Source organism: Mycoplasma sp. 125 (assembly GCF_051549845.1).
GTDB lineage: Bacteria > Bacillota_I > Bacilli_A > Mycoplasmatales > Metamycoplasmataceae > Metamycoplasma.
Genome location: NZ_CP196079.1, coordinates 269,961 through 292,768 on the forward strand (window position 1 = coordinate 269,961; position 22,808 = coordinate 292,768).

The following is a 22,808-nucleotide window of genomic DNA, read 5'->3' on the forward strand; positions in this document are numbered from 1 at the left end:
ATAAATAATAACTTAAATGTATTTATTTTTATTTTTTTTAAGTATAAGTGAGGTAAATAAATGAATGAAGAAAAGAAAATAATTATTCCCAACCGCTTGCATTATAACGGCAATCAATATGTAGTTGATCATGAAACAAAAACAGTTAAATTAACTGCTGAATACCATAAAAACTTATTATCAAAAAAACCCGGTGAATTTGGCGGTTTTAGAAAAATAACTGGTTCAGCTCTTGGAGATATTTTAAAACTAACTCAGTTTAATAGCCCTTTTGCTGCATTTGCGAGAATAGCTAATTTTAGATTTCCAGTATTGGATCCGAAATATGTAAATGCCGGAGTTATTCTAGAACCTAAAATTCTTGAAAAAATTGAAAAATCATTCAATTTACCTATTCAACGGTTCCCTGCCGAAAAGTTTAACTATGATTATTTCAAAAATAATGTTTTCTTTGGCGGATTACCAGATGGCTATATTGCTGAAAAGAAGATGATTATTGAGATAAAAACCGTCGGAAGTAAAAAACTTGAATCTTGGAAACAAGGTATGATTAATGTTGCTTATTTAAAACAAGCACAATTATATTCGTATTTGATGGGGGCCAAACATTTTGCAATTATTGCTTGTTTTTTAGAAGAAGAAGATTACAAAGACCCTAATTTAGTTGACATAAATAATCGAGTTGTTAAGGGTTGACCTTTTGAGGTAAATGAAGAACAAGTCTTGGATGATATGGCAGCATGCAAAAAATGATATGATAAATACACAAAATTAGGTATTAGTCCCACTTGAAATAATAGTATAGATGTTGATATTGTAAAATATTTAGAATGTAAGAATTATGATGAATGAAAAAAATTATATCTAGAGTGAGTTAATGAAGGCAAGGCTGTGGCAGAGTATGAAAAATAAGGTAAGATATTCATTTAGCGATTTTTTAGTTGCTAATACTACACACCCATGGTTAGTATTTAATAGCATTGATGGCAATTTAGATTCAAGCCATGAAATTTTTGCAGGTAATTTTAATTTTGATTTAGAGGACGATAATGATTCTAGTGTCAACCATGAACTTATTAACTTTTATTTTGATAAAATAGACAATATTTCAAACGAGTTTGCATCTAAATATTTAGATAAGGAAAAGCAAGACTATATTCAAGAACTCGACACCCTGGAAAAAATAGATTTTTTAAAGGAAACAGTTCGTAATAATCATGAATTAATTAATAACACAGTTGATGAAGATGTATATAAAAATTTAAATTTTCTTTTTTCCATTTTTACAACAGTTAATATTCTTTCCTCAGGCTTAGATACCGTTTATGATCAGGCAATTGATTTTTTAGTTGATTTTTATAAAGAAAGATATCATATAAAGGACGAAGAAATCAAATATATATCATTGAAGCAAAAGCAGGATGATGTATTAGCTGATACAATTAAATCAATAAATGAAAATTTTCGCTTGATTATAAACCCGGCCTTTGAATATCAATCTTGTTATGCAAAAGTTGCTTTCTATGATACAAAATTAAAACATTTTGGTGATTTAATTTATTCGCAAAAAACGAATAGAAAAAATCTATTAAAGGCATATTGAAATTATAATATCATCACCAAATCACTAAATAGTGATATTAATGAGATATTTTTGTTAAAACCTAGATATCAAAAGAAAAAGAATGTAAGAAAAAATATCCTAAAGTTCAATCTGTCAAAATATTGTTCTCCAAATAAAGGCGGCGTAGATATTAAACCTAATGATAAAGTCTTATTATCCGAGGATGAAGTTGAAGCTAAATATATTTGTGATCCTAATTTTGCATATACAAAACCAGTAAGATCAAAAAAAACAAATAATTTATCAATCATTGACCATGTTAAAGGTGAATTGATTTCCGCTGGATACGATTTTAATGAGAAAAGATTGGCAAATATTGAAGAGCACACAAAAAATATAAGTGATTATACGTGTTCATTTAAAGAGTTTATTTATTTGATTAATAATAGAGATTCACTACAAATGGATTGAACTTTAACTAAGGATGATTTCATTGACAATTTTAATTCGAATATTTTCTTTTATAAATTAGTTGAAAAACAGTTCCCTAAATATAAATTTGGAAGCAAAAAAATATTAAAGCTAATTTCCGGTTTAAATAATGATGTTGATTTGCTAACAAAAAGAACTGTTAGTGAATTTTATGATAATAATCTTATTTCTATAAATCCAGAAATACAAAGCATTTATGAGTATAATGTAATAACGGATAAGAATGCCAAGATTGCTTGGTTTGATTTTGAAGGTGTAACATTACCTACTCCAATGCTCGATTATTTGCCAGCATGAAATCAAGTAATATCTCAAACATCAATTGTAAAGACGCAGAATGATGAAATTTATGAAAGTAATGATTATGTTTATGATCCTTTAACTTTTGATATCAATACATATAAAAAAATTATCGATGATTTATATGACCAAGAAATTTCATATTATATTATTTACAATATAAATTATGAGAAGAGCAGATTACTTGAAATAAAAGAGTCGCTTCATATTTATTGTTTGCAAAATAAATTAGACGAGATTCAATTTAATGAATATGCAAAAAAAATTGATTTTATTGTAAACCGTCTTGTTGACATATGCAATTTTTTTTCTGGACGAAAACAGAAAATTTTTGTTGTAGATAGAATGATAAATCTAGGATATATTAATGGATCATATTCAATAAAAAAGATTGAATATTTTGTAACAAATAATAATTTAAATAAACATTTAAAATATAATATCACTCCATATTCAAAACTTAATGTTAAAAATGGTTCGGAGGCGCTAACAATTGCTACGACAAGAGCCCTAAATCTTATTAAGGATAATGAATGAAACCGAAAAATTAAAGATCTAAAAATTTATTGTCATAATGATGTTATGGCAATGTTAATGGCTGCAGAGCTAGTTAAGTATTTGTTAAAAAATAAGGACGAATATTTTGAGAATTTTTATAAATACAATAAATAATTAGAGAAAAAACAAGGAAAAATTTTATTGTTTTTTTGTTGTAATTCTAACATGAAAGCTAATTTCAAAAATCGCGGTATGTTATTAGAAACAATCATCAATCAAACGAGAGAGTTTTATTTTAAGAATAGCATTTGTATTATCCATAAGAAGAATCTTGATATTACTTTTAAATCTGTTCAATTGCATGATAAAAAGTTGAAACTAGATAATGCAATAATCAGCAGCAAAAGCTCTGTTGATTATTATGGAATATATAAAGGAAGGTTTTTGGCATTTGAGGCCAAAAGTACTGAATCGGATGTTTTACCTTTTAATAATATTAAACAGCATCAAATTGAATACCTTGATCTTATTAAAAAGCATAATGGTATTGCTTTTTGAATAATTTATTTTAAGCCTAAAAATTTATTTTTGTTAATTGAACATCATATTTTGCAGGAAAAATTTAAAACAAAAAAAGCCCTTCACTATGAAGAAGCCTTGTGTTGAGGAAAAAAATTATCATTATCTTTTCCTGGAATATTGAACATAGTTGAGAATATTACTTTTTAATTTTTTGATATATTTCATCAACTTTTGATTTTAAAACATCTGAAAACTTAAATCTTGGGTCCATTTTTGAAGGAACTTCAATTTCCTCTTTTGTAATGTTATGCTGTTGGGTTTTTGCAGCTACATATTTGGAGGAAAAAACGCCGAAACCTGAAATAGTTATTTGTCTTGAATTAGCTAACTCTTCAATAATGATATCGACAACTTGATCAAAAATTGATTCAACCATTGCTTGTTGAAAGCCCGTTTCTTCCGATGTTTTTTTAATTAATTCTCTCTTTGTCATTATTCAGACTCCTTAATTTAATAAATAGTTTAAACCCTTTTAATTAAGCTATTAATAATAATTTGGGGATTTTCTTTATTATATACTATTTTGTAAATTCCTTCTATTAATGGTAAATTTAGTTTATTTTTAGATATATTTTGATGATAAATATATTTTAGGGCATATAACCCTTCGACGGTTGTTTGGCTATCATCTATTTTATTTTTTAGGAAGTTTAAACCATATTGGTAGTTTCTTGATTTTTCTGATAATCCTGTAAGAATTAAGTCGCCCAAGCCACATAAATCATATATTGTTTCGGTTTTAGCGCCTAAAAATTTTCCATATTTTACCATTTCTTTTAATCCCATAGTTAATAGCGCTGCCTGTGTATTGGTCGAATATCCTAATGATGCGATTATGCCCGATGCTATTGCTAGTATATTTTTATATATTGAGCCTATTTCAGCACCAATAACATCATCAATAGCCGAAACCGCAAATCAGTCATTTGTGAATATCGTTTTAACTTCATTAGCTTTATTTATATCCTTTGAAACGACATTGACAATTGTTATGTGTTTATTTATTATATCAATAGCAAAGGAAGGACCGATTAATGAAGTTATGCCTTTGATGTTTATGTTATCTTTTGCCATTTCAGCCATTTTGTTATGTACAAAACTGTTTGTATTAGGCCAAAAACCTTTTATTACATTAATAATTGTTACGTCGTTTTTGATTAATTTTATTAATTCTTCAAAAACAGGTGGAATAAATCTTGAAGGTATTGCTATGATGATAAATTCAACATTTTCTATTGCCTTTTCAAGGATTTTTGTTGTTTTGAAATTGGTAATTAATTTATTATCAAAATATTTTTTATTAAAGCCCTTTTCAAGGTCCTGCAATTCATTATCATTGATGCCATAAAATATAACGTCATGTCCGTTTTCAGCTAAAACATTTCCACATGCAGTACCCATTGCCCCGCTACCAAGAATAGCTATTCTTTTTTTCATAATTATTTGTCCTCTTTTTTATTTTTATTTTTTAGTATAAGGGTAATAGGTGTTCCACTGAAATCAAAATTTTGCCTTATTTGGTTTTCTATATATCTTAAATACGTAAAGTGCGCACATTTTTCATCATTTACAAATAATAAAAAAGTTGGAATTTTTCCATCAATTTGTCTTGCAAAGGTTATTGATAATCTTTTACCCTTAATGGGTGAAGCAGGTTTTATCATTTGTGCAGTCATCATTACTGAATTCAATTGATTGGTAACTATTTTTCTAGAAATATTGTTTTTAATTTTAATTATTTCATCTTTTAGTTTGCTTATTCTGACTCTGTTCTTAGCGGATATAAAAACAATAGGTGCTCAATCTACAAATTTTAATTTCTTAGAAAGGTTTTTTTTGTAAATATCCATTGTATTGGTATCTTTTTCAATTAAATCTCATTTATTTACAATAATAATTAATGGTTTTTTTAAATCATAGGCAATCCCAATAATATTTTGGCTAAAATGACTAACTTCTTCTGTGGCATCCAACATTAATAAACATAAATCAGCTTCCTGTATTGAATCTGTGGCTCGCATTAATGCATAGTGCTCGATGCTATTGGATAATTTACTTTTTCTTTTAATACCTGCTGTATCAATAATTTCAAATTCCTCATTTTCAATTTTTATTATTGAAGAGACAGAATCTCTAGTTGTTCCAGCAATATTCGATACAATAGAACGTTCCTCATTGGTAAGGGTGTTAAGTAGCGTGGATTTTCCGACATTAGGCGAGCCTAATATGGTAAGTTTAAAATGATTTGTTTGTTTATCATCATTAAAATTTAGATTTTTAACTATTTCATCTAGCAAATCGCCAACTCCATCGCCATGAATAGCGCTTATTGGAAAAATGCTTTGAAACCCCAATTTATATATTTGATTATCAAAAAATGTTTTTATATTTGATTCTAGCTTATTTAAAACAAGCAAAACTTTTTTGTTTGATTTTCTTAATAAACTAGCGACAAAAAAATCTTCTGATGTGATCGGTTCTCTACCATCAACTATGAAAACGATAATTTCAGATTCATTGATTGCTACTTCTGCTTGTTTTTTAATTTGCTCTTTAAAGTCTTCGTTTTCTTGTGTTATTCCTCCGGTATCAATAATATTAAAATCATATCCAGACCATTTTGCGCTATGATAAATTCTATCTCTAGTAACTCCAGGAGTATCATAAACAATTGATTTTCTTTTATCAATTATTTTGTTAAAAAGAGTTGATTTTCCGACATTAGGCTTTCCTATTAACGCTATTGTATTTTTCATTAGTTTAACCTCTTCTTGACCTCTTTTAGCATTACTAAAAAGTTTTCATCCACACTCATATTTGTTGAGTCAATCCTTATACTGCCTTCACTTTCTATTAATGGATCTATATCACGGTTTGTATCATTTTCATCTCTTATTTTAATTGATTCTAAAATCTCATCATATTGGGACTCTATACCAAGTAAATTATTTTGCTTTAAACGACGATGAGCTCTAACTTCTGGTGTGGCTCATAAGAAGAATTTTGCTTCTGCATCTGGAAGAATACGGTAAGTAGCATCTCTTCCATCGACAATTATTCCCTTTTCTTGTGCGCCTTTTTTTTGAATGAATGTGTTAACTTTTAAACGTACAGATTGATATTTGGCAATTTCTGATGCATACAAAGAAACTCTATCCTCACGAATTTTTAGAGTAATATCTTCTCCTCTTAGAAAAATTTTTTCATCTTTTGTTATGAATAAGTCCTCAAAATTTCATGCTTTATTAATTTCTGATTCGTTATTAGAATCAATGCCATTTAATATAGCATTATATGCAATAGCACGATATAAATTTCCGCTACTTATAAAAATGTAATTTAACTCACTAGCCAGCATTCTGGCCATAACAGTTTTGCCTACGCCGCTAGGTCCATCTATTGCGATATTAATTTTATTTTTCATTACTTATTTTCCTTCCTAAAGTCTTTTATGAGTTTTTCTAGTTGTTTATCAGTTTTTAGTTTGATAGGTTTAAATTTTTCTTGGATTGGTTGTTTTTTTAGCAAATAGATTAAATTTTTGATTAATAGTGTGATATCATCAGATTGATTATTATTTAATTTATTAAGCAAATCGTTTTGGTCGATGTCAAGGTTGTATTTTTGCGCTACTTTAATTAGTTTTATTGCGACTTGATGATCGCTTTTGATGATGGCCTTTAAATTCTTATAATTTTCCTTATCCTTACTCATATTTTAAACATCCAAGGTGAAAATTTTTATTTCATTATTGCTTTTAATTTTTTTGTTATTAATATTAACAAACTGATATTTGATGGTCAATTCATTAACACCTTTTTTCGGATTTCATAAAACATATTGGTCATTATCTTTTTCTTTAAACGGAACAATTTTAAAAGTTTTCTTTGGATATATATCTTGTGCAGCGTTAGTTTCATTTATCGCCTTAACAAATCATGAAAAAATTTCTTCTTGAAAATTATTGGCCTTGAAGATTTTATCTACTTCCTGTTTTAAGTTATTAATTTTAATTTTTAAATCTTCTAATTCCTGCATTTCCAAAGGAGTTTTTGATTCTTTTTCATTAATGTCTTTTCGTTTTTCTTCATATTTCAGAATTTTTTCTTTAATTTTTTTGTTTATCTCATCATATTTGCTTACAATCTTTTCGGCTTCTTTTTTAATTTTTGGTCATTCTTTTGAAAATTCTGTGCCTTGATGTGTTTTTAAGGTATTTGATAAAAAAGTTACAACTTGGCTTGATTTATAATAGTATTTTGATTCAGGGGTGGATTTTATTTTATTTGTTTCAAAAACTCCACTTGCATATTCATAATTTAAAAAAACTTCATAATGAATTCTAAGGTCAAAAGGGTTATTCTGAATTCTTTCAACATCTGTAAAATGAAAATCTAAAAACTTTGATTTTTCAAAATCGAGGATAATATTAATTTTGTTTTTTAAAAATTTATCCGCGTCAAATGGTTTTGGCCGATTATTGAGGATTTTTCTTTGTTCAAAAGTAAGTTTGCTCTTGTTCATTTTAATAATATCTTTATAAGTGTTATCAAAATCTTTAGTTCGGATTTCTGCAAGTTTTTGTTGATTTTTAAAATCTTCATACAAATTCTTAGCTTGCAACGATCCTATGATATTTTTTTCTAAGAGAATTTCCTTGGCTTTATTATTGAATTTATCAATTGACCAAAATTCTTTTTGGATTGTTTGACTATTTTTAACAATATAATATATAGCACCCGCTACTGCAGATAGAGTGACAGTTGGTATTACAAAAAGTGTTCAAAAGTCTGATTTTCCCCTAGCTTTCTTTTGCCTATTTTTCATGATTAATATTTTACATATTAATATTTTTTTTAAATAAAATAAAAATAAAATACATAGTATTTTACGAACTTATGTATTTTATTATTTTTTTGCTTTTTTTCTTCTGTAGAATTTTTTTACAGGATTATCAATGTTCTTAATAAAATTGCATTTAGGGAAAGCAGAGCAACCAATAAATTTTTGTTTAGTTAGTTTTGTATAGCGATAAACGAGTTCTGCATTGCATAAAGGGCAGCTTTCATTAGGTTTGGCTGGCTCCAAAATGGTAACATTTAATTGATCCTTTATATCTTCATAGCGTTCATTGAAACTATCTCAGAATTTTTTCATTAAAGTTTTGTATTCTTCTTTTCCTTCTGAAATTAAGTCTAATTTTTCCTCAACCTTAGCTGTATATTCTTCATTGATAGTTCTTGGGAAACTTGTTAAAAGTTTTTCAAGAACAACCTTTCCGAATTCTGTGGGTACTAGATGTCCGTCAATTGGTTCAACAAATATTCTTTGTTTTAATACTTTTATTGTTGAAGCAAATGTTGAAGGCCTTCCAACTTTAATATCATCAAGTTTTTTAATTAATGAACCTTCACTATAACGTGCAGGCGGTAATGTTTTTTTGTCCTCTTTAATAAAATCTTTTGCCTTGATGATATCGCCAATTTTAATATTTGGAATATTAATTAATGACTCTTTGCCTGAATAAATATAATAACCGTCAAAAAGTATTCTACTATACGACATTCTAAAATTATTGTTCCCGTTATGTAAATTAAATCTTACAATTTCTTTTTCAGGACAGCTCATTAGTGACATTATTGTTTTATCATAAATCATCTTATATATTTCAAAATCGATATTGTTAAGATTATACTTTTGTAATGCTAATTCTGGTGTTAATTCAATGTATGTGGGTCTAATTGCTTCGTGAGCATCTTGAGCGCCAGAAAAACCTTTTATTTCTTTAGCTACATATTGGCTACCATATTGTTCAGTTATGTATTTACGAGCTTTTTTAACAAATGTTTCACTTAATCTAGTTGAATCAGTTCTGGGGTATGAAATTAACCCGTTTTCAAAAAGTTTTTGGGCTGATGATTGCACTGCCTGGGAATTGTGTTTTGCTTCCTTGTATAAAACTGATTGTTTAAAAGGTGTATAAGCTGATTCCTTGCGTTTAGAAACATTGATGTCATCAACAATTAGTTCATAGTTGCTATTTAATAATTCAAAAAGTATTTTTTCACCTTGTTCATTGGTTAACCAAGTATTATCTTCATATTTTTTGTCTTTTTTTAAGTACAAAGGAATGTTGACATCATTATCTATAATTGCTTCAATTTTTGAATAAATTATTGGATCAAATGTTTCAATTTCGCGCTCACGATCACAAACTAGTTTTAAAGCAATGGATTGCACTCTTCCTGCCGAAGGGTTAGTAGGAGCATTTTTTACTTTTTGCATCATTAATTGTGATAGTCTAAAGCCTATAATTCTATCTAGCATCCTTCTTGACTTTTGTGCTCTTACAAGGTTTTCGTCTATTTCAGAAGGATTTTCAACTGCTAATTTTATTGCTTCATCTGTAATTTCATTATATCTTATTCTTTTGTATTTATCTTTTAATTTTAAGGTTGAAATTAGATTACTTGCTATTGCTTCGCCTTCGCGATCGGGGTCAGTTGCAATTAGAACTTCGCTAGCATTTTTAGTTGCTTTTTTTAAATCTGAAATGGTTGACTTTTTCATTGGATCAGGAATCATCTCTGGTTCTCAATTTTCGAAATCTATTCCAAGATTATTTGTGCCCGATGTTGCCATTTTTAAAATATGCCCTGAACTAGCAATAACTTTAATTTGATCACCAACAATTTTTTGAATTGTTTTAATTTTATTTGGTGATTCGACAATCATTATTTTTTCTGACATAAGCTAAGCCTCTCTTCTGAGTAAAATATTTTAAAATGTTATCAAAAATAATAGCACAATTTTATTTTAAAAAACGAATTAAAAAAACGATTAGAATTTTTTTAATCATTCTTCTCGTTTTGTATCACTTGTATTTTTAAATATTTCCTTAATTTGAGAATTATCGCTCTTGCTTAATTTAGGAACATATAAATCAAATTTAATGAATAAATCGCCCTTGGAACTAGAATTTTTATATGGGTATCCGCAATTTTTGATTTTAAATGGTTCATTTATTTTAATGCTATGGTCTAACTTAATTTTTTTTGTTCCGTATGGTGTTGGAACATTAATTTCCTCTTCGAGTAATAAGCTCTTAATTGATAAAGGCATTTCAATGTAAAGATCATTATTTATTTTTTTGTATTTTTTGCTAGGTTTAATAGCGAATACTATATATAAATCTCCAATATTATTTCCGTTTGATGAAGGTTTTCCAAAACCAACAATTCTAATTGTATCCCCATCCTCAATCCCCACCGGAATATTTATCTTTTGAATAGTCTTTGAATTTACTGTTTTTTTGCCGTGGCATTGATGGCATATCTTATTTATTTTCTTGCCCAATCCTAAACATACTGGACATGGCTTTATGGTAGTAAATATTGCAACTCTTTGTTGTATTTTTCCAGAACCATGGCAATTATTACATAAAATTACATCAGAAAGGGTGTCTGCACCGCTGCCCTTACAATGACCGCAAACCTCATATTTATCCAGGTTAAGATCAATTGTTTTTCCATATAGTGCATCTTCAAAATCAATGTTTAATATTAGTTGTAGATCTTGACCTCTTTGATGGTTTGATTCATCAAAATTTGAAAATGATCCAAAAATATCCCCAAAGATATCGGCACCAGAAAAACCTCCGCCAAAACCCTCAAAAAAACTACGGAAAATATCCTCCGAATCCCCGAATTGATATCCATTAGCATCAAAGGCGTTATGACCAAATTTATCATATTTTGCTCTTTTATTTGTGTCTGATAAAATTTCATATGCTTCTGATATTTCTTTAAATTTTTCTTCAGCATCAGCATTTTTGTTTTTGTCTGGATGATATTGCATTGCCAATTTACGGTAGGCAGCTTTGATTTCCTTTTCAGTCGCACTTTTATTTATGCCTAAAACTTCATAATAGTCTCTTTTATTCATCATAATAATAAAATTTTAGCACATTTTTAATTAGAGTGCTATTTTTTAAGGTCATCATATTTTAGAATTGCAATTCTAAAATTTTTATTAATATCTTTTTTAAATGTAACATTAGAATATTCCTTTTCAATTCATTCTTTAGCATAATCATCAATTTCAAGAATTAAGTAACCATTATTTTTTAAGAAATTCGGTGCCTCTTTTGTAATTTTTTTATAAAAAAATAATCCATTATCCTTGGCAAATAGCGCTTGCTTTGGTTCTCATTTTAAAGAAGAAGAAAATAAATGTTTCTTATTTAAATAGGGTGGGTTGGAGATAATTAAATCAAATTTTTTGTTTATTTTTTTAAATAAATTACTTCTTATAATATTGTATTTTGATAGATTATTAATTTTTGCATTTAATTTAGTTTGTTTGATTGCTTGTCTTGAAATATCTGATAATGTTACATTACATCCTATATTTTTGCAAATAGCAAGACCAATAAAACCTGAACCGCAGCATAAATCTAGGACATCAGAATATTTGCTAATGTAATTATATGATTCGATGATAACCTCTTCTGTTTCGTATCGTGGAATTAATACATTATATCTAATATCGATATGGATATTTTGCATTGTTTGATATCCGATAATTTTTTGTACCGGATAGTCCTTTTTTAATAATTTTTCTTCCTTTTTTGAAACAAAAAGAGGTAGCTCATATCTTCTTTTTTCTTGTAGCAATACCTCTTTTTTAATCATTATAAACCTGCTTCTTTTATTTTGTGAGCTTTTTCATCGGCAATTAACGCCTCAATAATTTTTTTCAAATCACCTTCCATAACTATTTTTAAGGAAGTTGAAAACCCGATTCTATGATCTGTAACCCGATCTTGTGGATAGTTGTAAGTTCTAATTTTTTCACTTCTTTCCCCAGTACCCGCAAGTTTTCGAAGTCCACTTTCTTCTTCTTCGCGCTTTTGAACTTCTAGTTCATAAAGTCTACTTTTTAATACTTTTAAAGCAGTTTCTTTATTTTGGATTTGACTTCTTTCGTCCTGTGATGTAACTACTATTCCAGATGGTTTGTGTGTAATTCTAACTGCAGAGTCTGTTGTGTTAACTGACTGGCCTCCTGCTCCTGAAGATCTAAACACATCAATCTCGATTTCATCAGGCTTAATTTCGATATGAACGTTATCATCTACTTCAGGTAAAACCGTAACTGTCGCTGTTGAAGTATGAACTCTTCCCTGTGTTTCAGTTAATGGTACTCTTTGGACTCGATGAACTCCTCTTTCAAATTTCATTTTTGAAAACACTTTTTCACCCTTTATACTAAAAACTATCTGACTATATCCACCTGCTGAACCGTATGTGTAATCAATAATTTTTATTTTAAATCCCATTTCTTCACAAAATTTTTGGTACATTCTAAATAAATCGCCTGAAAAAATATTGGCCTCATCGCCACCAGCAGCCCCGCGAATTTCCACAATAACATCTCTTTCATCGTTTTCATCAACTGGCAATAGTAATTCTTTTATTGTTTCTTCGAGTTCATGCATCTGTTCTATTTGTCTATTAATATCATTTCTTGCTAATTCAATCAATTCAGCATCTTTTTCATTGTTAATAATATCTTTTGATAATAAGTATAGTTCTTCAATATCTTGGTATTTTTTGAATGATACATAGATATCTTCAATGCTTGCTTTTTCTTTAGATATTTTTGTGTATTGTTTGATGTTGTTATAGATTTCAGGATCGTTTAGTTTTTGTTCTAATTCCAGGAATTGCTTCTTTATTGAGCATAGAGATTCATACATTGTTTTTTCCATAGTAATAAAAGTATATTTTAAATTACTATAATTTGCGTCAAATTTATTAAAAATAATATGCATTTTTTTATATAATTATTAGCGTATTAAATATTGCCGTCATAGCTCAGGGGCAGAGCACTTCCATGGTAAGGAAGGGGTCGCTGGTTCAATTCCAGTTGACGGCACCATATGTTTAATTGCCAAAAGCCAATTCAATTGGCTTTTATTTTTCTTTTTGTAGAAAAATAGAACAACCTTAGTTGTTCTATTAAAACATTTATTAATGATATGGCACGGGTAGCAAGACTCGAACTCACAACACACGGGGTTGAAGCCCGTTGTTCTACCATTGAACTATACCCGTATAAGAAACGCTCATAGAATATTATACATTTTTTTTCTATTTTGTATATTTTTGCTCTATTATGTAAATAATATCACCAATGGTTTTTAATTTTATTAGTTCTTCGTCTTTTATTTCTATTTTTAGTTTTACTTCAATATCTGAAACTAATAGAACCAGATCTAAACTATCGATATCAAGATCCTTAATTAATGTTTCGTTATTAAAAATTTTTTTTGTATGTTTTTTAAGTTCGTTAAATACTAATTCTTTAAAATTCATAAATATTATTATAACTTATTTGTATTTATCTTGTATGTTACAACACTTTTTTCTTTTTCACTGCTCCATTTAAAAGTTATTAACAAATTTTGGTCATCAATTTGTTTGTAAGCATATTCAACTTCGCCTTCAGTTACAAGCATTCTATTTATGATGTCTTTTATGATATAAACTATCATGTCTTCATCAATTCAAGCCTGCCCGTTTCTATAGTTTAATTTGTCATAATAGTCACTGCTCTTTATATTAGGAAAAACATCATTTCAATTAATATTTTTCTTTTCTTGTGGTTCTATGTATGAATCTTCTTTATGGTCATTTTGTTCCAATTCATTCTCTTTATTTTTTAAATCTTTTTGTTGTTGGCTTTTTTTAATTGATAGTTTATTAGTTTTGTCGTTTAATTTTTCTTTTTGAATAGTATCGACTTGGCTACTTTCTTTTTCTTTGTTTTTTTGTTGTAATACTACAAATGCTGTCGCCAACCCAGCACAACCACCAATCGCTATGGTTAATGATGTTCATAATAATAATTTTTTACTTTTTTCACTCATTATTTACCTCCTATTTGTTCTATTGATTGCAAAGAGTTTGCCATTTTGATTACGTCCGCAAAATTATCATATTTAATTTTGTGCCATTTTTCATCTGTAAGTCAACCTTTAATTGATCTTGTATTCATTCTTATTAATCCATTGTTGATATCAAAAAAAGGTTTTTCAATTTCTTGTGAATAACTCATTTTAAAGGACTTTAAATTTTTGCCTATATCAAGGTTAATTTCATAACCATATGTTCCCTTGTATTTTAATGGTATTAGAATCCCTAATTTTGCATTAAGGTTTTGATTATTTACCATAACAGTATCTGAAAATTTATCATAATAAGAATATGTATCTATAACTAAGTCAGCATTATTAAAATTATGATAGCTAAGCTTAGTATCATACTTATTTTTTGCGTAGTCATAAATGTTTGCAGATGAAAATGTTAAATCATAAATATCACTATTATCTAGAATGTATTCTTCATTAGTCTCTTGATCGCTTTTGGCAATTTTTAGTGATAATAGTTTGATGTTATGAATTCCTTGTTTTAAATTGTTAGTATTAAAGAATAAATTCAAATATTTTGTTTTGAATTTATGGTTAATTATGTTCTTATTAATGCGGTCTGGTAGTGATTTTATTTCAATCTCACTTAATACATTTATGGCCTTCGTATTATTTAGATTTATATTTTTAGATCTTGGATTGTTTTTAATTCAATAGGTAAATGCTTTTGCTTGATATCATAAATTTCTCACCTTATATTCAATTTCAAAATTGATATTTGCTATGTCATTAAATTCCAATTTATTTTTAGAATCATTATCACTATTATAAGTTAGTATAAAATGACCACTATTATATTCATATTTTGGCTTGAATTCTATTATTTTATTATTAATTAGTCCATTAACTCTTATGGCTTCTATTTCTTTTAATGGATTTTTATGCTCAAATGTAATAATGAATTTATCGCTTCTTATAATGCGTCTGATTTTAATTGTGGTTAATTCATTGAAACTATTTCAGTTTTCTAAATATTTTCTTTGTTTTGCATTTATGATATATTCTTCCATTCACTGTTCTTGCTTATTTTCTAATGAATGAAGTTTGGGGGTTTCATTAAAAGCAATAAACATAATCTATAAATAGGTCTACTAAATAATTTAATTTCTTATAATAAGCATTTTTAGATCAGTTTTCAAGATATCACGACGAATCACCATCTACTGTAATAAAATCATTAATGAAGATTTTTTTATAGTCCTCACTTAGCGAACTTATGAAAAAATCTAACAATCCTACATTCTTAGTATCTTTCATGTTGTTTTGTATTCTTTTAAGTTTTTGATTTAGGCAAAAATCAATTATAAAAGCTCGTTTTCTTTGCAAACTCATACTTTTAAGATTTTTAATTTTGTTTTCCAACATTTTTCCTCCTGCTTTAATTAAATTAGATAAATCAAAAAGATAAATAAAAAAGAAACTATGAACGCAAAATATTTATAATATAAATATATTTTTTTTAACGTGTTATTTGAAGGGTTTGTTAATTATGGAAAACAAGGTTAAATTGCAAAAAATGATCTCGGATTTTGGTTTTTGTTCGCGACGCGAGGCCGAAAAAATGATTATGCAAAAAAGAGTATTAGTTGATGGTCAAGTTGCAAAAATTGGTCAGAGAGTTGATGCTGAGGCTGTTATTAAAATAGATGGCGAGATCATCGAAAGAAGTGATAAAAAATTTTATATATTACTTAATAAACCTCGAAACACCATTTGCACTTTAAGAGATCCGCAGGGTAGAAAAACTATTTATGAGTGAATGGGAATGGATAAATATTGCTATTCAATTGGAAGGCTTGATTTTAATACAACAGGAGTAATAATTATTTCTAACGATGGCAATTTTGCTAATATTTTGGCCCATCCTTCATCTAATATAGAAAGAGAATACATTGCAACATTGGAAAAGCCAATGAGTGAAAAAGATTTAAATTTTTTAAACTCTAATTTTGTAAAACTTAATGGTGTTTTTTCTAAACAAACAATAAAACATATTAAAGATTTAACCTACTCTATAGTTCTTAAAGAAGGTAGAAATCATCATGTGAAAAATCTCTTTTTATTAGTTAATAATTTTGTTAAAAAATTACATAGAAAAAGATATGGAGTTATTACAGATGATGGTTTAAGAGTTGGAGAACATAGGCATATTACGGCCTCTGAGTTGGAATGGTTTAAAAAAATTAAAAAAAGCTAGGTAGATATATAAGAACCTAGCTTTTGTTATTAATGATTAATTTTATATTTTTTTCAATATAATTAAAATCTGATTTAATTTTGTTGTTTGAGTTATTTATGTTGAGGTTATATTTAGCATATTTCATTCAACCTTCAGAAATATCTTTTGTGAATGTTATAGCCGTTTTTTTATCATAATTTAATTTTGCAATATTTTCATCATTTGATATTGAAATTAAATTCAAGTTATGCTTATTGGCAATTTTGAATGCAACCTGGAGATCGTTGCCTTTGGCTAAAAGGCTATATTTTGAATCATTTTTTAGTACATGATAAGACCCTGATAGAAATTTGTATTTTGAAGTTTTTTCACAATTTCAATTGCTATGAAAATTGGCTATAATGATTACGGGACCATTAAATTTATTAAGGTAATATTCAATAGAGCCCATCAATTCATTAAGATCGCCAGGATATAAAATTTTTATATTAGGAATTTGCAATAAAATACCTATTTGTTCCTCGTTTTGGTAATAAATATTAGAGTTTTCAACAGAATTTAAGTCATTTTTTAGAATATATAATACCTTTAGGTTATCACTAACAGATTTTTTGATTCCTTGAATTAACTTGTCTGTATTTGATAAGGAATCAATTATTATTGGTTTAAAATTTGAGTGTCCAAATATACCATTTGCAATTAAACTCATTGCCTCGTTTTTTAATCCCAATAGTAAAGAACGGCCATCTTTGTTGTTAAAATCAAAAACTCCGTTAGTTGATTTAATTCTTGTTATTGGATCTAGCGAAGAAGAAAGTAGGAAAGCGTTTTTGTATTTATCAAATATATTATTTAAGATAACAACCATATTAGAGTAGATATCGCCTGAATTTGATATAAAGTTATCATTTACATTTTCTTTTAGATCTTCTCCCAAGAATTCAATTAATTTATCTGAAGCAGTTCATTTATTAAATAAATCGTTATTATAATTAATAACTTTCTTATACTCATCTACCACTTCTTGATATTTCTCAAAAAAGTCACCACGCTTGAAGTTAGTTGTTTCTTTGAATTCCTCAATTTCATCTACTGTTAAATAATATTTATTATTGTAGTAGTTGTTAAAATTATTAACTGCTAATTCAACAATTGAACTTTTTATTTCGATAAGTGTTGGTTTTTTTGCCTTCTTAGCTTTCGATATTGCGTTTGCAATAGATTTATAATTAGCATCCTTTAAAATAATATAATTAAATCCATATGATTCATATGTTTTTCTAATGTCATTACTATTCTTTTTAGAATTAAAGTTATTTAATAATGTGTTTGAATCATATAGCACAATTAGTTTATTTAGTTTGATTGATCCTGCATATTGTAGAGCTTCAGTCGCAATGCTTGTTTCTAGATCTTTGCTTGAAGCGAAAACATATGTAAAGTGATTTATTTCAGAAAAATTACTTGATAAAAAGGCCTCAGCAACCGCAATACCAACAGCCTCTGCAATACCACAACCATGTTTGCCTGATGAAAAGTCAATACCAAGTTTGTTATTGCGTTTTAAATAGTTATGATATTTGCAACTTGGTTTATTAATGCTTTCAATTTCTTCCTTCGTAATAAGATTCATTAAATATAAAATTGTGTAATAGGTGGTATTTACATCCGGACACGAAAGAATGAATCTATCTCTAGATATTCACTGGGGATTATTTATATCAAATTTATAATGAAAAGCAAAGAGTGCATGAAAAATCTTTGCAGCGCTAATATTAATTGCTACATTTGGATTTTTAGTATTTGCTATCTGGGCTAATGAATTAATTTTGATATTATCAATAGCTAAATTATTAATTCTTCTATTTTTAAACATTTTCAATTCCTTCAAAAACAATGTTAATATTGTTTGGTCTAACATTGATTAATGAATAAATTCTTTGTTCAAGCATGAATATTGCGTTCTTAGTTTCGAATGATAATATAGCTTCTTTTTTTAACTTGTAAGAAATAAAAATCTCAATATTATTTGTGCTATTTTTTATATTAATAATAGGTTTTTTTGTAAGAATTATTGAGTCTTGAGACTCAAAGAATTGATTTATTGCTTGATAAATAACATGTTCTTCAACCTTGAAGTCAAAATTCATTCTTGTGTTGACTGAGATAAAATTGCTCATTATGCTCTTCCTACATATTTACCAGTTTCAGTTGAAACCAAAATTGTTTCTCCTTCTTTGATGAATAGAGGAGTTTCGACTACATAACCGGTTTCCAAAGTAACTTTCTTTTGGGCGGCTTGAGCTGTGTTTCCTTTAACTGCATCTGGCGCTTCTGTTACTACTAATCCAACATTAGCTGGTAATTCAATATCCAAAACTTCTGATTCATATTTTCTAACAATAACTTTCATACCTTCTTTTAAAAAATTGACTTCTCATTTTATTGTTGATACAGGTATTTCTATTTGTTCGAATGTTTCTTGGTCCATTAGCACAATGTTATCTCCTGCATTGTATAGATAGTCCATTGAGACCTTATCGATCATTGCTTTTTCTACTTTTTCACCACCAGTAAAAGATTTTACAGTTATTGATCCGGTTCTTAGATCTTTTGCCTTTGCTTTAACATTGGCTTGGCCTCTTCCTTGTTTTGAGTGTTGTGCTTCTAAAACAACATAAATATTACCGTCTAATTTAAAGGTTACACCCGGTTTTAGGTCATTAACATTTATCATAATTTAACTCCTTAAAATATTGTTTATTAATTATATTTGCTTTATATTGTTATAATAAAAATATCTAAATTATAAATTAATAAATTAATATTAATTTAAAAACATTTATAAAATCTAAATTTTAATAATAGAATAATTACTATGAAAAAAAATGAATTAAATAATTATAATGATAAAAAAAACTTAAACAATAAATACTTGATAATGATTAAAAAAATTCAAAATTGGATAAGAAATAAGGTGAAAAAAGCTAATGCTAGCGGGGTTGTCCTTGGGATTTCTGGCGGCATTGATAGTTCAACCTTGGCAATTATTAGTTATCAAGTTTTTAAAAAAGATGCTCATTTTTATTATTTAAAAACAAAGGTAGATGATATTAATGAAATGCACATCAAGAAGTTAAATTTAGTTGTTGAAAATAAGATTGAAACGATTGATTTAACAAAAGAATTTAACGATTTTTCTGATAAGTTTAATTTAAAGGAGGATTGAATAAAAGCTAATACTAAATCACGATATTTTATGAATGTTTTATATACCAAAGCACAACAAAATAACTCATTGGTATTGGGTACAGACAATTTTGATGAATATTATTTAGGATATTTTACCAAATGAGGTGATGGTGGTTGCGATTTATTACCATTTGCAAATATATTTAAATCTGATATTTATGAAATGGCTAAACTATTAAATGCACCAACAGAAATTTTGGATAAGAGACCTTCTGCTAATTTGCTTAATGATCAATATGATGAAGATGAACTTGGTTTTTCATATGATGATTTCGAAAAATATATTATGGATAATACTTTAATAAGTAGTGATATTTCAACTAAAATTGAGTATTTTCATAAAAAAACAAGCCATAAAAGAAAGTTAATTCCAAGAGGCCCAAAGTTTAAATAAAATTTATTTTTTTATAACTACATTGAAATTATTAATTTTTAATTAATGAATGTTATATATAAATTTTTTTTAAATTTAGTTAATATATAGGCATAATGTTAAATTAAAATTTAGGCCTTTATTAATTCGAACCTAAATTTTAAAAATTTATGAAGTTTTTATGTGTTTTTTTCAATTTGAATAATATAAATTTTGATATTCATCAGTTGTCTTTACAACTTGACAAAAAAGCTTGATTAATCCCTCGTTAGAATCAAAAAGTTTTTTGTCAAAATGGTCATAATATTTAATTTTGCTAACATTATTTATGATGTTTTGATTTAGTTGAAATTCTAATTTAACATTACCTTTAAATGTTGGCGAAATATGATAGCCTATAAGTCCGTCTGTTTTGGAACTAATAAATTCTTTCTTTTTACTATTTCAACTATTTTTATTATTTATATAGTAATCTATTGTGTACTTGAACTTGTTTATTTCGGTTTTTCTTGGTATTAATTCAGCAGTAATAAATCTATTGCCTTCTTCAATAGAGATACTATTTAAAAATTCTAACTGATATTGCCTTTTAGGAATGTAATATTGATCTGGACTCTTTAATTCAATCGTTTGTTGCATTGCTTTTTCTAAAAAATTATTTTGTTTTAGGTTAAAAAACTTCATATTGTAAATTAGGTTATTAGCATAAGCAACATTATTTTCAAAAATGTTTGTATATTCCCCAGTCTCGCCATCGAAGGTAATTTTTATAGATTCAATTAGCTCAAACTTCAAATCTTTTTCTTTAACATTAATATTATTAAAATCAACAACATTATTTTCTATTTTGAAATTAATAACAAAAGAAAGCTTGTTATAAAAATTAGCTCTTCACCTGTTATAAAAACTGACCTTTAGTTCCTTTAAATCTTCGAATTTTATTTCGCTTTTGTCTACATATTTTGAAATGCGAAATTTTATCCGTTCATTTTCTAATTTCTCTAGATCTTGCACTTCAAGATCCTTATTATTTAATTGCAAAATTTTAATTCTTGAATTCTCATATGCTGATTTAGGAATCGTGAATTCAATAATTCATGTATTCTCTTTTAGGTTTCTTAAAATTAATATTTCACATTTTTGATTTTTTGTAAGTCCGATGACTAAATTTCATCTATCTTCGACATTGTATGTTCCGACAGTTGCACTAATTTTCTCTTTATATTCAACAACTTCTTTTTGGTGTTCAATGTTTGAATAATTATAAATTGGTAGCATTAAATCCTCTCTATGCCTCTCTTATGGGCATAATAAGTACACCATTATTTTTTACTTTATGCTAATAAATGAAACTTTTGAAACCTTTTATTACATAAAAAAATATTTTGTTCTCATTTTTTGCCAAAATAAATAAAAGCTATATTTGCTATCTTTGCAAATAAGCTTTATTTGACTATTTTATTAATCGAATAAACATCAATATAATAAACTTTCGATAAATTTTAATCTTCGATAGAATGTGGATTTTGATATATTGAAGGTTTTTCAAGTTATGTTGCTTAGATCGTCTTTGAATAAAATTGTTAGTAATATTGAACGGTCCAATTGACTTAGACTTTTAATTAGTTTTATAACTAATTGTTTTGATCCGCTCGTAATTTCTAATCTTTGCAATCTAAGTTCTTCAAAATTTGCAATTTTTTTGGATAATTCCAGTTCAAGTCTAGTAATGTCTAATTCTAATCTAAAACTGCCATTTTCATTTTTTAAACCCACAAAATCCTTTAATAGTTTTAATAATATTGGTCTTATAATAAGGATATTTTTAAATCTTTGTCTCATTTTTTACCTTTCACCATTATTTTAATATTTTTTTTAGGAATTATAGGAATCTATGAAACTGAAAAAACATTTTATATTTATAAATATAAAAAAATTTTAAAGTTTCAAAAAAAATGTAGCATTTTTAGCAATGCTACATTTTATAGATATTTATCTGGGTGTAATTCTTTCATTTTTTTAATGAATTCCTCTTTAGTAAGAGAGCCGTATTTTTGCATTAATTCGACACATTCATTATATTCATTTTGTGCTCATTTTGCATCTTCAAATCCAGTTATACTGGTAATATTTGGGCCTTTGAAGAATTTATAGTTTTTAAAGAATATTTCTACTGAATGTAGTCACATTTTATCCAAGTCATCTAATGATTTAATGTGATCAAGACGATAATCATCAGCATGAACGGCGATTAATTTAGTATCAGTTTCACCTGAATCAATCATTTTCATTGCTCCAATAATTCTAGCTTCAACTGAGACACCGGGCATAAAAATTTCAGGTGAATAAACTAAGACATCTAGTTCATCGCCATCTCAATCAAGTGCTTCTGAAAGGTAACCATAGTTTGCTGGATATCTAAAACCCTCACGCAAAATTCTATCAACTTTTATTTTTTTGGTTTTTCGATCATACTCATATTTAATATTTGAATTTTTAGGAATTTCTATATTTACTATTACATTTTTCATAAATAAAATTTTATCAATTTTTATTTTTTCTAAAAAATTTCCCT

The 22,808-nt window shown here is 27.2% G+C and carries 25 protein-coding genes and 2 tRNA genes; 6 read left to right on the forward strand and 21 right to left on the reverse strand.

What is annotated here, in order from left to right:
• Positions 1–60: 60 nt before the first annotated feature.
• The 3 genes from ACSH4Z_RS01095 to recU are packed head-to-tail and all read left to right on the forward strand — an operon-like array spanning position 61 to position 3,583.
• Positions 61–912, forward strand: a complete 852-nt coding sequence (locus tag ACSH4Z_RS01095; protein ID WP_438340779.1) for an MAGa7180 family putative nuclease — start codon at positions 61–63, stop codon at positions 910–912.
• Entirely contained in the window at positions 902–3,028 is a 2,127-nt protein-coding gene (locus tag ACSH4Z_RS01100) for a UU173 family protein (protein ID WP_438340780.1), read from the forward strand. Before ACSH4Z_RS01095 ends, ACSH4Z_RS01100 begins: the two co-directional genes overlap by 11 nt.
• A gap of 51 nt (positions 3,029–3,079) precedes the next feature.
• Positions 3,080–3,583, forward strand: coding sequence for a Holliday junction resolvase RecU (gene recU, locus ACSH4Z_RS01105; RefSeq protein WP_438340781.1), 504 nt, complete (start codon positions 3,080–3,082; stop codon positions 3,581–3,583).
• Here recU and ACSH4Z_RS01110 read toward each other — a convergent pair.
• From ACSH4Z_RS01110 to prfA, 10 genes are all read right to left on the reverse strand, one after another.
• Positions 3,573–3,869 (reverse strand): HU family DNA-binding protein, encoded by a 297-nt coding sequence (locus tag ACSH4Z_RS01110; protein ID WP_438340782.1) that lies wholly within the window; start codon positions 3,867–3,869, stop codon positions 3,573–3,575. The genes recU and ACSH4Z_RS01110 overlap by 11 nt on opposite strands.
• Before the next feature lie 29 nt (positions 3,870–3,898).
• Positions 3,899–4,873, reverse strand: coding sequence for an NAD(P)H-dependent glycerol-3-phosphate dehydrogenase (locus tag ACSH4Z_RS01115; RefSeq protein WP_438340783.1), 975 nt, complete (start codon positions 4,871–4,873; stop codon positions 3,899–3,901).
• Between the two features lie 2 nt (positions 4,874–4,875).
• The gene (gene der / locus ACSH4Z_RS01120) at positions 4,876–6,192 is read right to left on the reverse strand and encodes a ribosome biogenesis GTPase Der (RefSeq protein ID WP_438340784.1); all 1,317 of its coding nucleotides are present in this window, start codon (positions 6,190–6,192) and stop codon (positions 4,876–4,878) included.
• The gene (gene cmk, locus ACSH4Z_RS01125; protein WP_438340785.1) at positions 6,192–6,860 is read right to left on the reverse strand and encodes a (d)CMP kinase; all 669 of its coding nucleotides are present in this window, start codon (positions 6,858–6,860) and stop codon (positions 6,192–6,194) included. Before cmk ends, der begins: the two co-directional genes overlap by 1 nt.
• On the reverse strand, positions 6,860–7,150 hold the full coding sequence (locus tag ACSH4Z_RS01130; protein ID WP_438340786.1) for a hypothetical protein: 291 nt from the start codon (positions 7,148–7,150) through the stop codon (positions 6,860–6,862). Before ACSH4Z_RS01130 ends, cmk begins: the two co-directional genes overlap by 1 nt.
• Positions 7,151–7,153: 3 nt before the next feature.
• Positions 7,154–8,263: a hypothetical protein gene (locus tag ACSH4Z_RS01135; protein ID WP_438340787.1), complete on the reverse strand. Its 1,110-nt coding sequence runs from the start codon at positions 8,261–8,263 to the stop codon at positions 7,154–7,156.
• An 81-nt stretch (positions 8,264–8,344) separates the two neighbouring features.
• Positions 8,345–10,186 (reverse strand): type I DNA topoisomerase, encoded by a 1,842-nt coding sequence (gene topA / locus ACSH4Z_RS01140; RefSeq protein ID WP_438340788.1) that lies wholly within the window; start codon positions 10,184–10,186, stop codon positions 8,345–8,347.
• A gap of 90 nt (positions 10,187–10,276) precedes the next feature.
• Positions 10,277–11,383 carry a molecular chaperone DnaJ gene (dnaJ, locus tag ACSH4Z_RS01145; RefSeq protein ID WP_438340789.1) on the reverse strand — a complete coding sequence of 369 codons (1,107 nt, stop codon included), beginning with the start codon at positions 11,381–11,383 and terminating at the stop codon, positions 10,277–10,279.
• Between the two features lie 35 nt (positions 11,384–11,418).
• Entirely contained in the window at positions 11,419–12,129 is a 711-nt protein-coding gene (locus ACSH4Z_RS01150; protein WP_438340790.1) for a peptide chain release factor N(5)-glutamine methyltransferase, read from the reverse strand.
• Positions 12,129–13,208, reverse strand: coding sequence for a peptide chain release factor 1 (gene prfA, locus ACSH4Z_RS01155; RefSeq protein ID WP_438340791.1), 1,080 nt, complete (start codon positions 13,206–13,208; stop codon positions 12,129–12,131). Before prfA ends, ACSH4Z_RS01150 begins: the two co-directional genes overlap by 1 nt.
• 95 nt (positions 13,209–13,303) lie before the next feature.
• Between prfA and ACSH4Z_RS01160 the strand changes: the two genes are divergently transcribed.
• Positions 13,304–13,378: transfer RNA gene (locus tag ACSH4Z_RS01160), tRNA-Thr, on the forward strand.
• Positions 13,379–13,479: 101 nt separating this feature from the next.
• Here ACSH4Z_RS01160 and ACSH4Z_RS01165 read toward each other — a convergent pair.
• From ACSH4Z_RS01165 to ACSH4Z_RS01185, 5 genes are all read right to left on the reverse strand, one after another.
• Positions 13,480–13,554 (reverse strand) — tRNA-Trp (locus ACSH4Z_RS01165).
• A gap of 36 nt (positions 13,555–13,590) precedes the next feature.
• A complete protein-coding gene (locus ACSH4Z_RS01170; protein WP_438340792.1) occupies positions 13,591–13,815 on the reverse strand; it encodes a phosphopantetheine-binding protein in 225 nt (74 codons plus the stop codon).
• An 8-nt stretch (positions 13,816–13,823) separates the two neighbouring features.
• Positions 13,824–14,369 (reverse strand): MHO_1590 family protein, encoded by a 546-nt coding sequence (locus tag ACSH4Z_RS01175; protein ID WP_438340793.1) that lies wholly within the window; start codon positions 14,367–14,369, stop codon positions 13,824–13,826.
• Entirely contained in the window at positions 14,369–15,502 is a 1,134-nt protein-coding gene (locus ACSH4Z_RS01180; protein WP_438340794.1) for an MHO_1580 family protein, read from the reverse strand. The genes ACSH4Z_RS01175 and ACSH4Z_RS01180 overlap by 1 nt, the downstream gene beginning before the upstream one ends.
• Positions 15,486–15,794 carry an MG284/MPN403 family protein gene (locus ACSH4Z_RS01185; protein WP_438340795.1) on the reverse strand — a complete coding sequence of 103 codons (309 nt, stop codon included), beginning with the start codon at positions 15,792–15,794 and terminating at the stop codon, positions 15,486–15,488. Before ACSH4Z_RS01185 ends, ACSH4Z_RS01180 begins: the two co-directional genes overlap by 17 nt.
• A gap of 124 nt (positions 15,795–15,918) precedes the next feature.
• Between ACSH4Z_RS01185 and ACSH4Z_RS01190 the strand changes: the two genes are divergently transcribed.
• Positions 15,919–16,626: a pseudouridine synthase gene (locus tag ACSH4Z_RS01190; RefSeq protein WP_438340796.1), complete on the forward strand. Its 708-nt coding sequence runs from the start codon at positions 15,919–15,921 to the stop codon at positions 16,624–16,626.
• A 16-nt stretch (positions 16,627–16,642) separates the two neighbouring features.
• Here the strand turns inward: ACSH4Z_RS01190 and ACSH4Z_RS01195 are convergent, their stop codons facing one another.
• The 3 genes from ACSH4Z_RS01195 to efp are packed head-to-tail and all read right to left on the reverse strand — an operon-like array spanning position 16,643 to position 19,345.
• Positions 16,643–18,484, reverse strand: a complete 1,842-nt coding sequence (locus tag ACSH4Z_RS01195; protein WP_438340797.1) for a hypothetical protein — start codon at positions 18,482–18,484, stop codon at positions 16,643–16,645.
• A complete protein-coding gene (locus tag ACSH4Z_RS01200) occupies positions 18,477–18,788 on the reverse strand; it encodes an MMB_0454 family protein (RefSeq protein WP_438340798.1) in 312 nt (103 codons plus the stop codon). The genes ACSH4Z_RS01195 and ACSH4Z_RS01200 overlap by 8 nt, the downstream gene beginning before the upstream one ends.
• Positions 18,788–19,345: an elongation factor P gene (gene efp, locus ACSH4Z_RS01205; RefSeq protein ID WP_438340799.1), complete on the reverse strand. Its 558-nt coding sequence runs from the start codon at positions 19,343–19,345 to the stop codon at positions 18,788–18,790. The genes ACSH4Z_RS01200 and efp overlap by 1 nt, the downstream gene beginning before the upstream one ends.
• A 141-nt stretch (positions 19,346–19,486) precedes the next feature.
• Here efp and nadE point away from each other — a divergent pair, with 141 nt between their 5' ends.
• Positions 19,487–20,254 (forward strand): NAD(+) synthase, encoded by a 768-nt coding sequence (gene nadE / locus ACSH4Z_RS01210; protein ID WP_438340800.1) that lies wholly within the window; start codon positions 19,487–19,489, stop codon positions 20,252–20,254.
• A gap of 147 nt (positions 20,255–20,401) precedes the next feature.
• On the opposite strand, the gene ACSH4Z_RS01215 is transcribed toward nadE, so the two are convergent.
• From ACSH4Z_RS01215 to ACSH4Z_RS01225, 3 genes are all read right to left on the reverse strand, one after another.
• Complete coding sequence (locus ACSH4Z_RS01215) at positions 20,402–21,511, reverse strand: MHO_1580 family protein (RefSeq protein ID WP_438340801.1); 1,110 nt, start codon at positions 21,509–21,511, stop codon at positions 20,402–20,404.
• A 183-nt stretch (positions 21,512–21,694) separates the two neighbouring features.
• Complete coding sequence (locus ACSH4Z_RS01220; protein WP_438340802.1) at positions 21,695–22,075, reverse strand: hypothetical protein; 381 nt, start codon at positions 22,073–22,075, stop codon at positions 21,695–21,697.
• A 140-nt stretch (positions 22,076–22,215) separates the two neighbouring features.
• Positions 22,216–22,764, reverse strand: coding sequence for an inorganic diphosphatase (locus tag ACSH4Z_RS01225; RefSeq protein WP_438340803.1), 549 nt, complete (start codon positions 22,762–22,764; stop codon positions 22,216–22,218).
• Positions 22,765–22,808 lie beyond the last annotated feature (44 nt).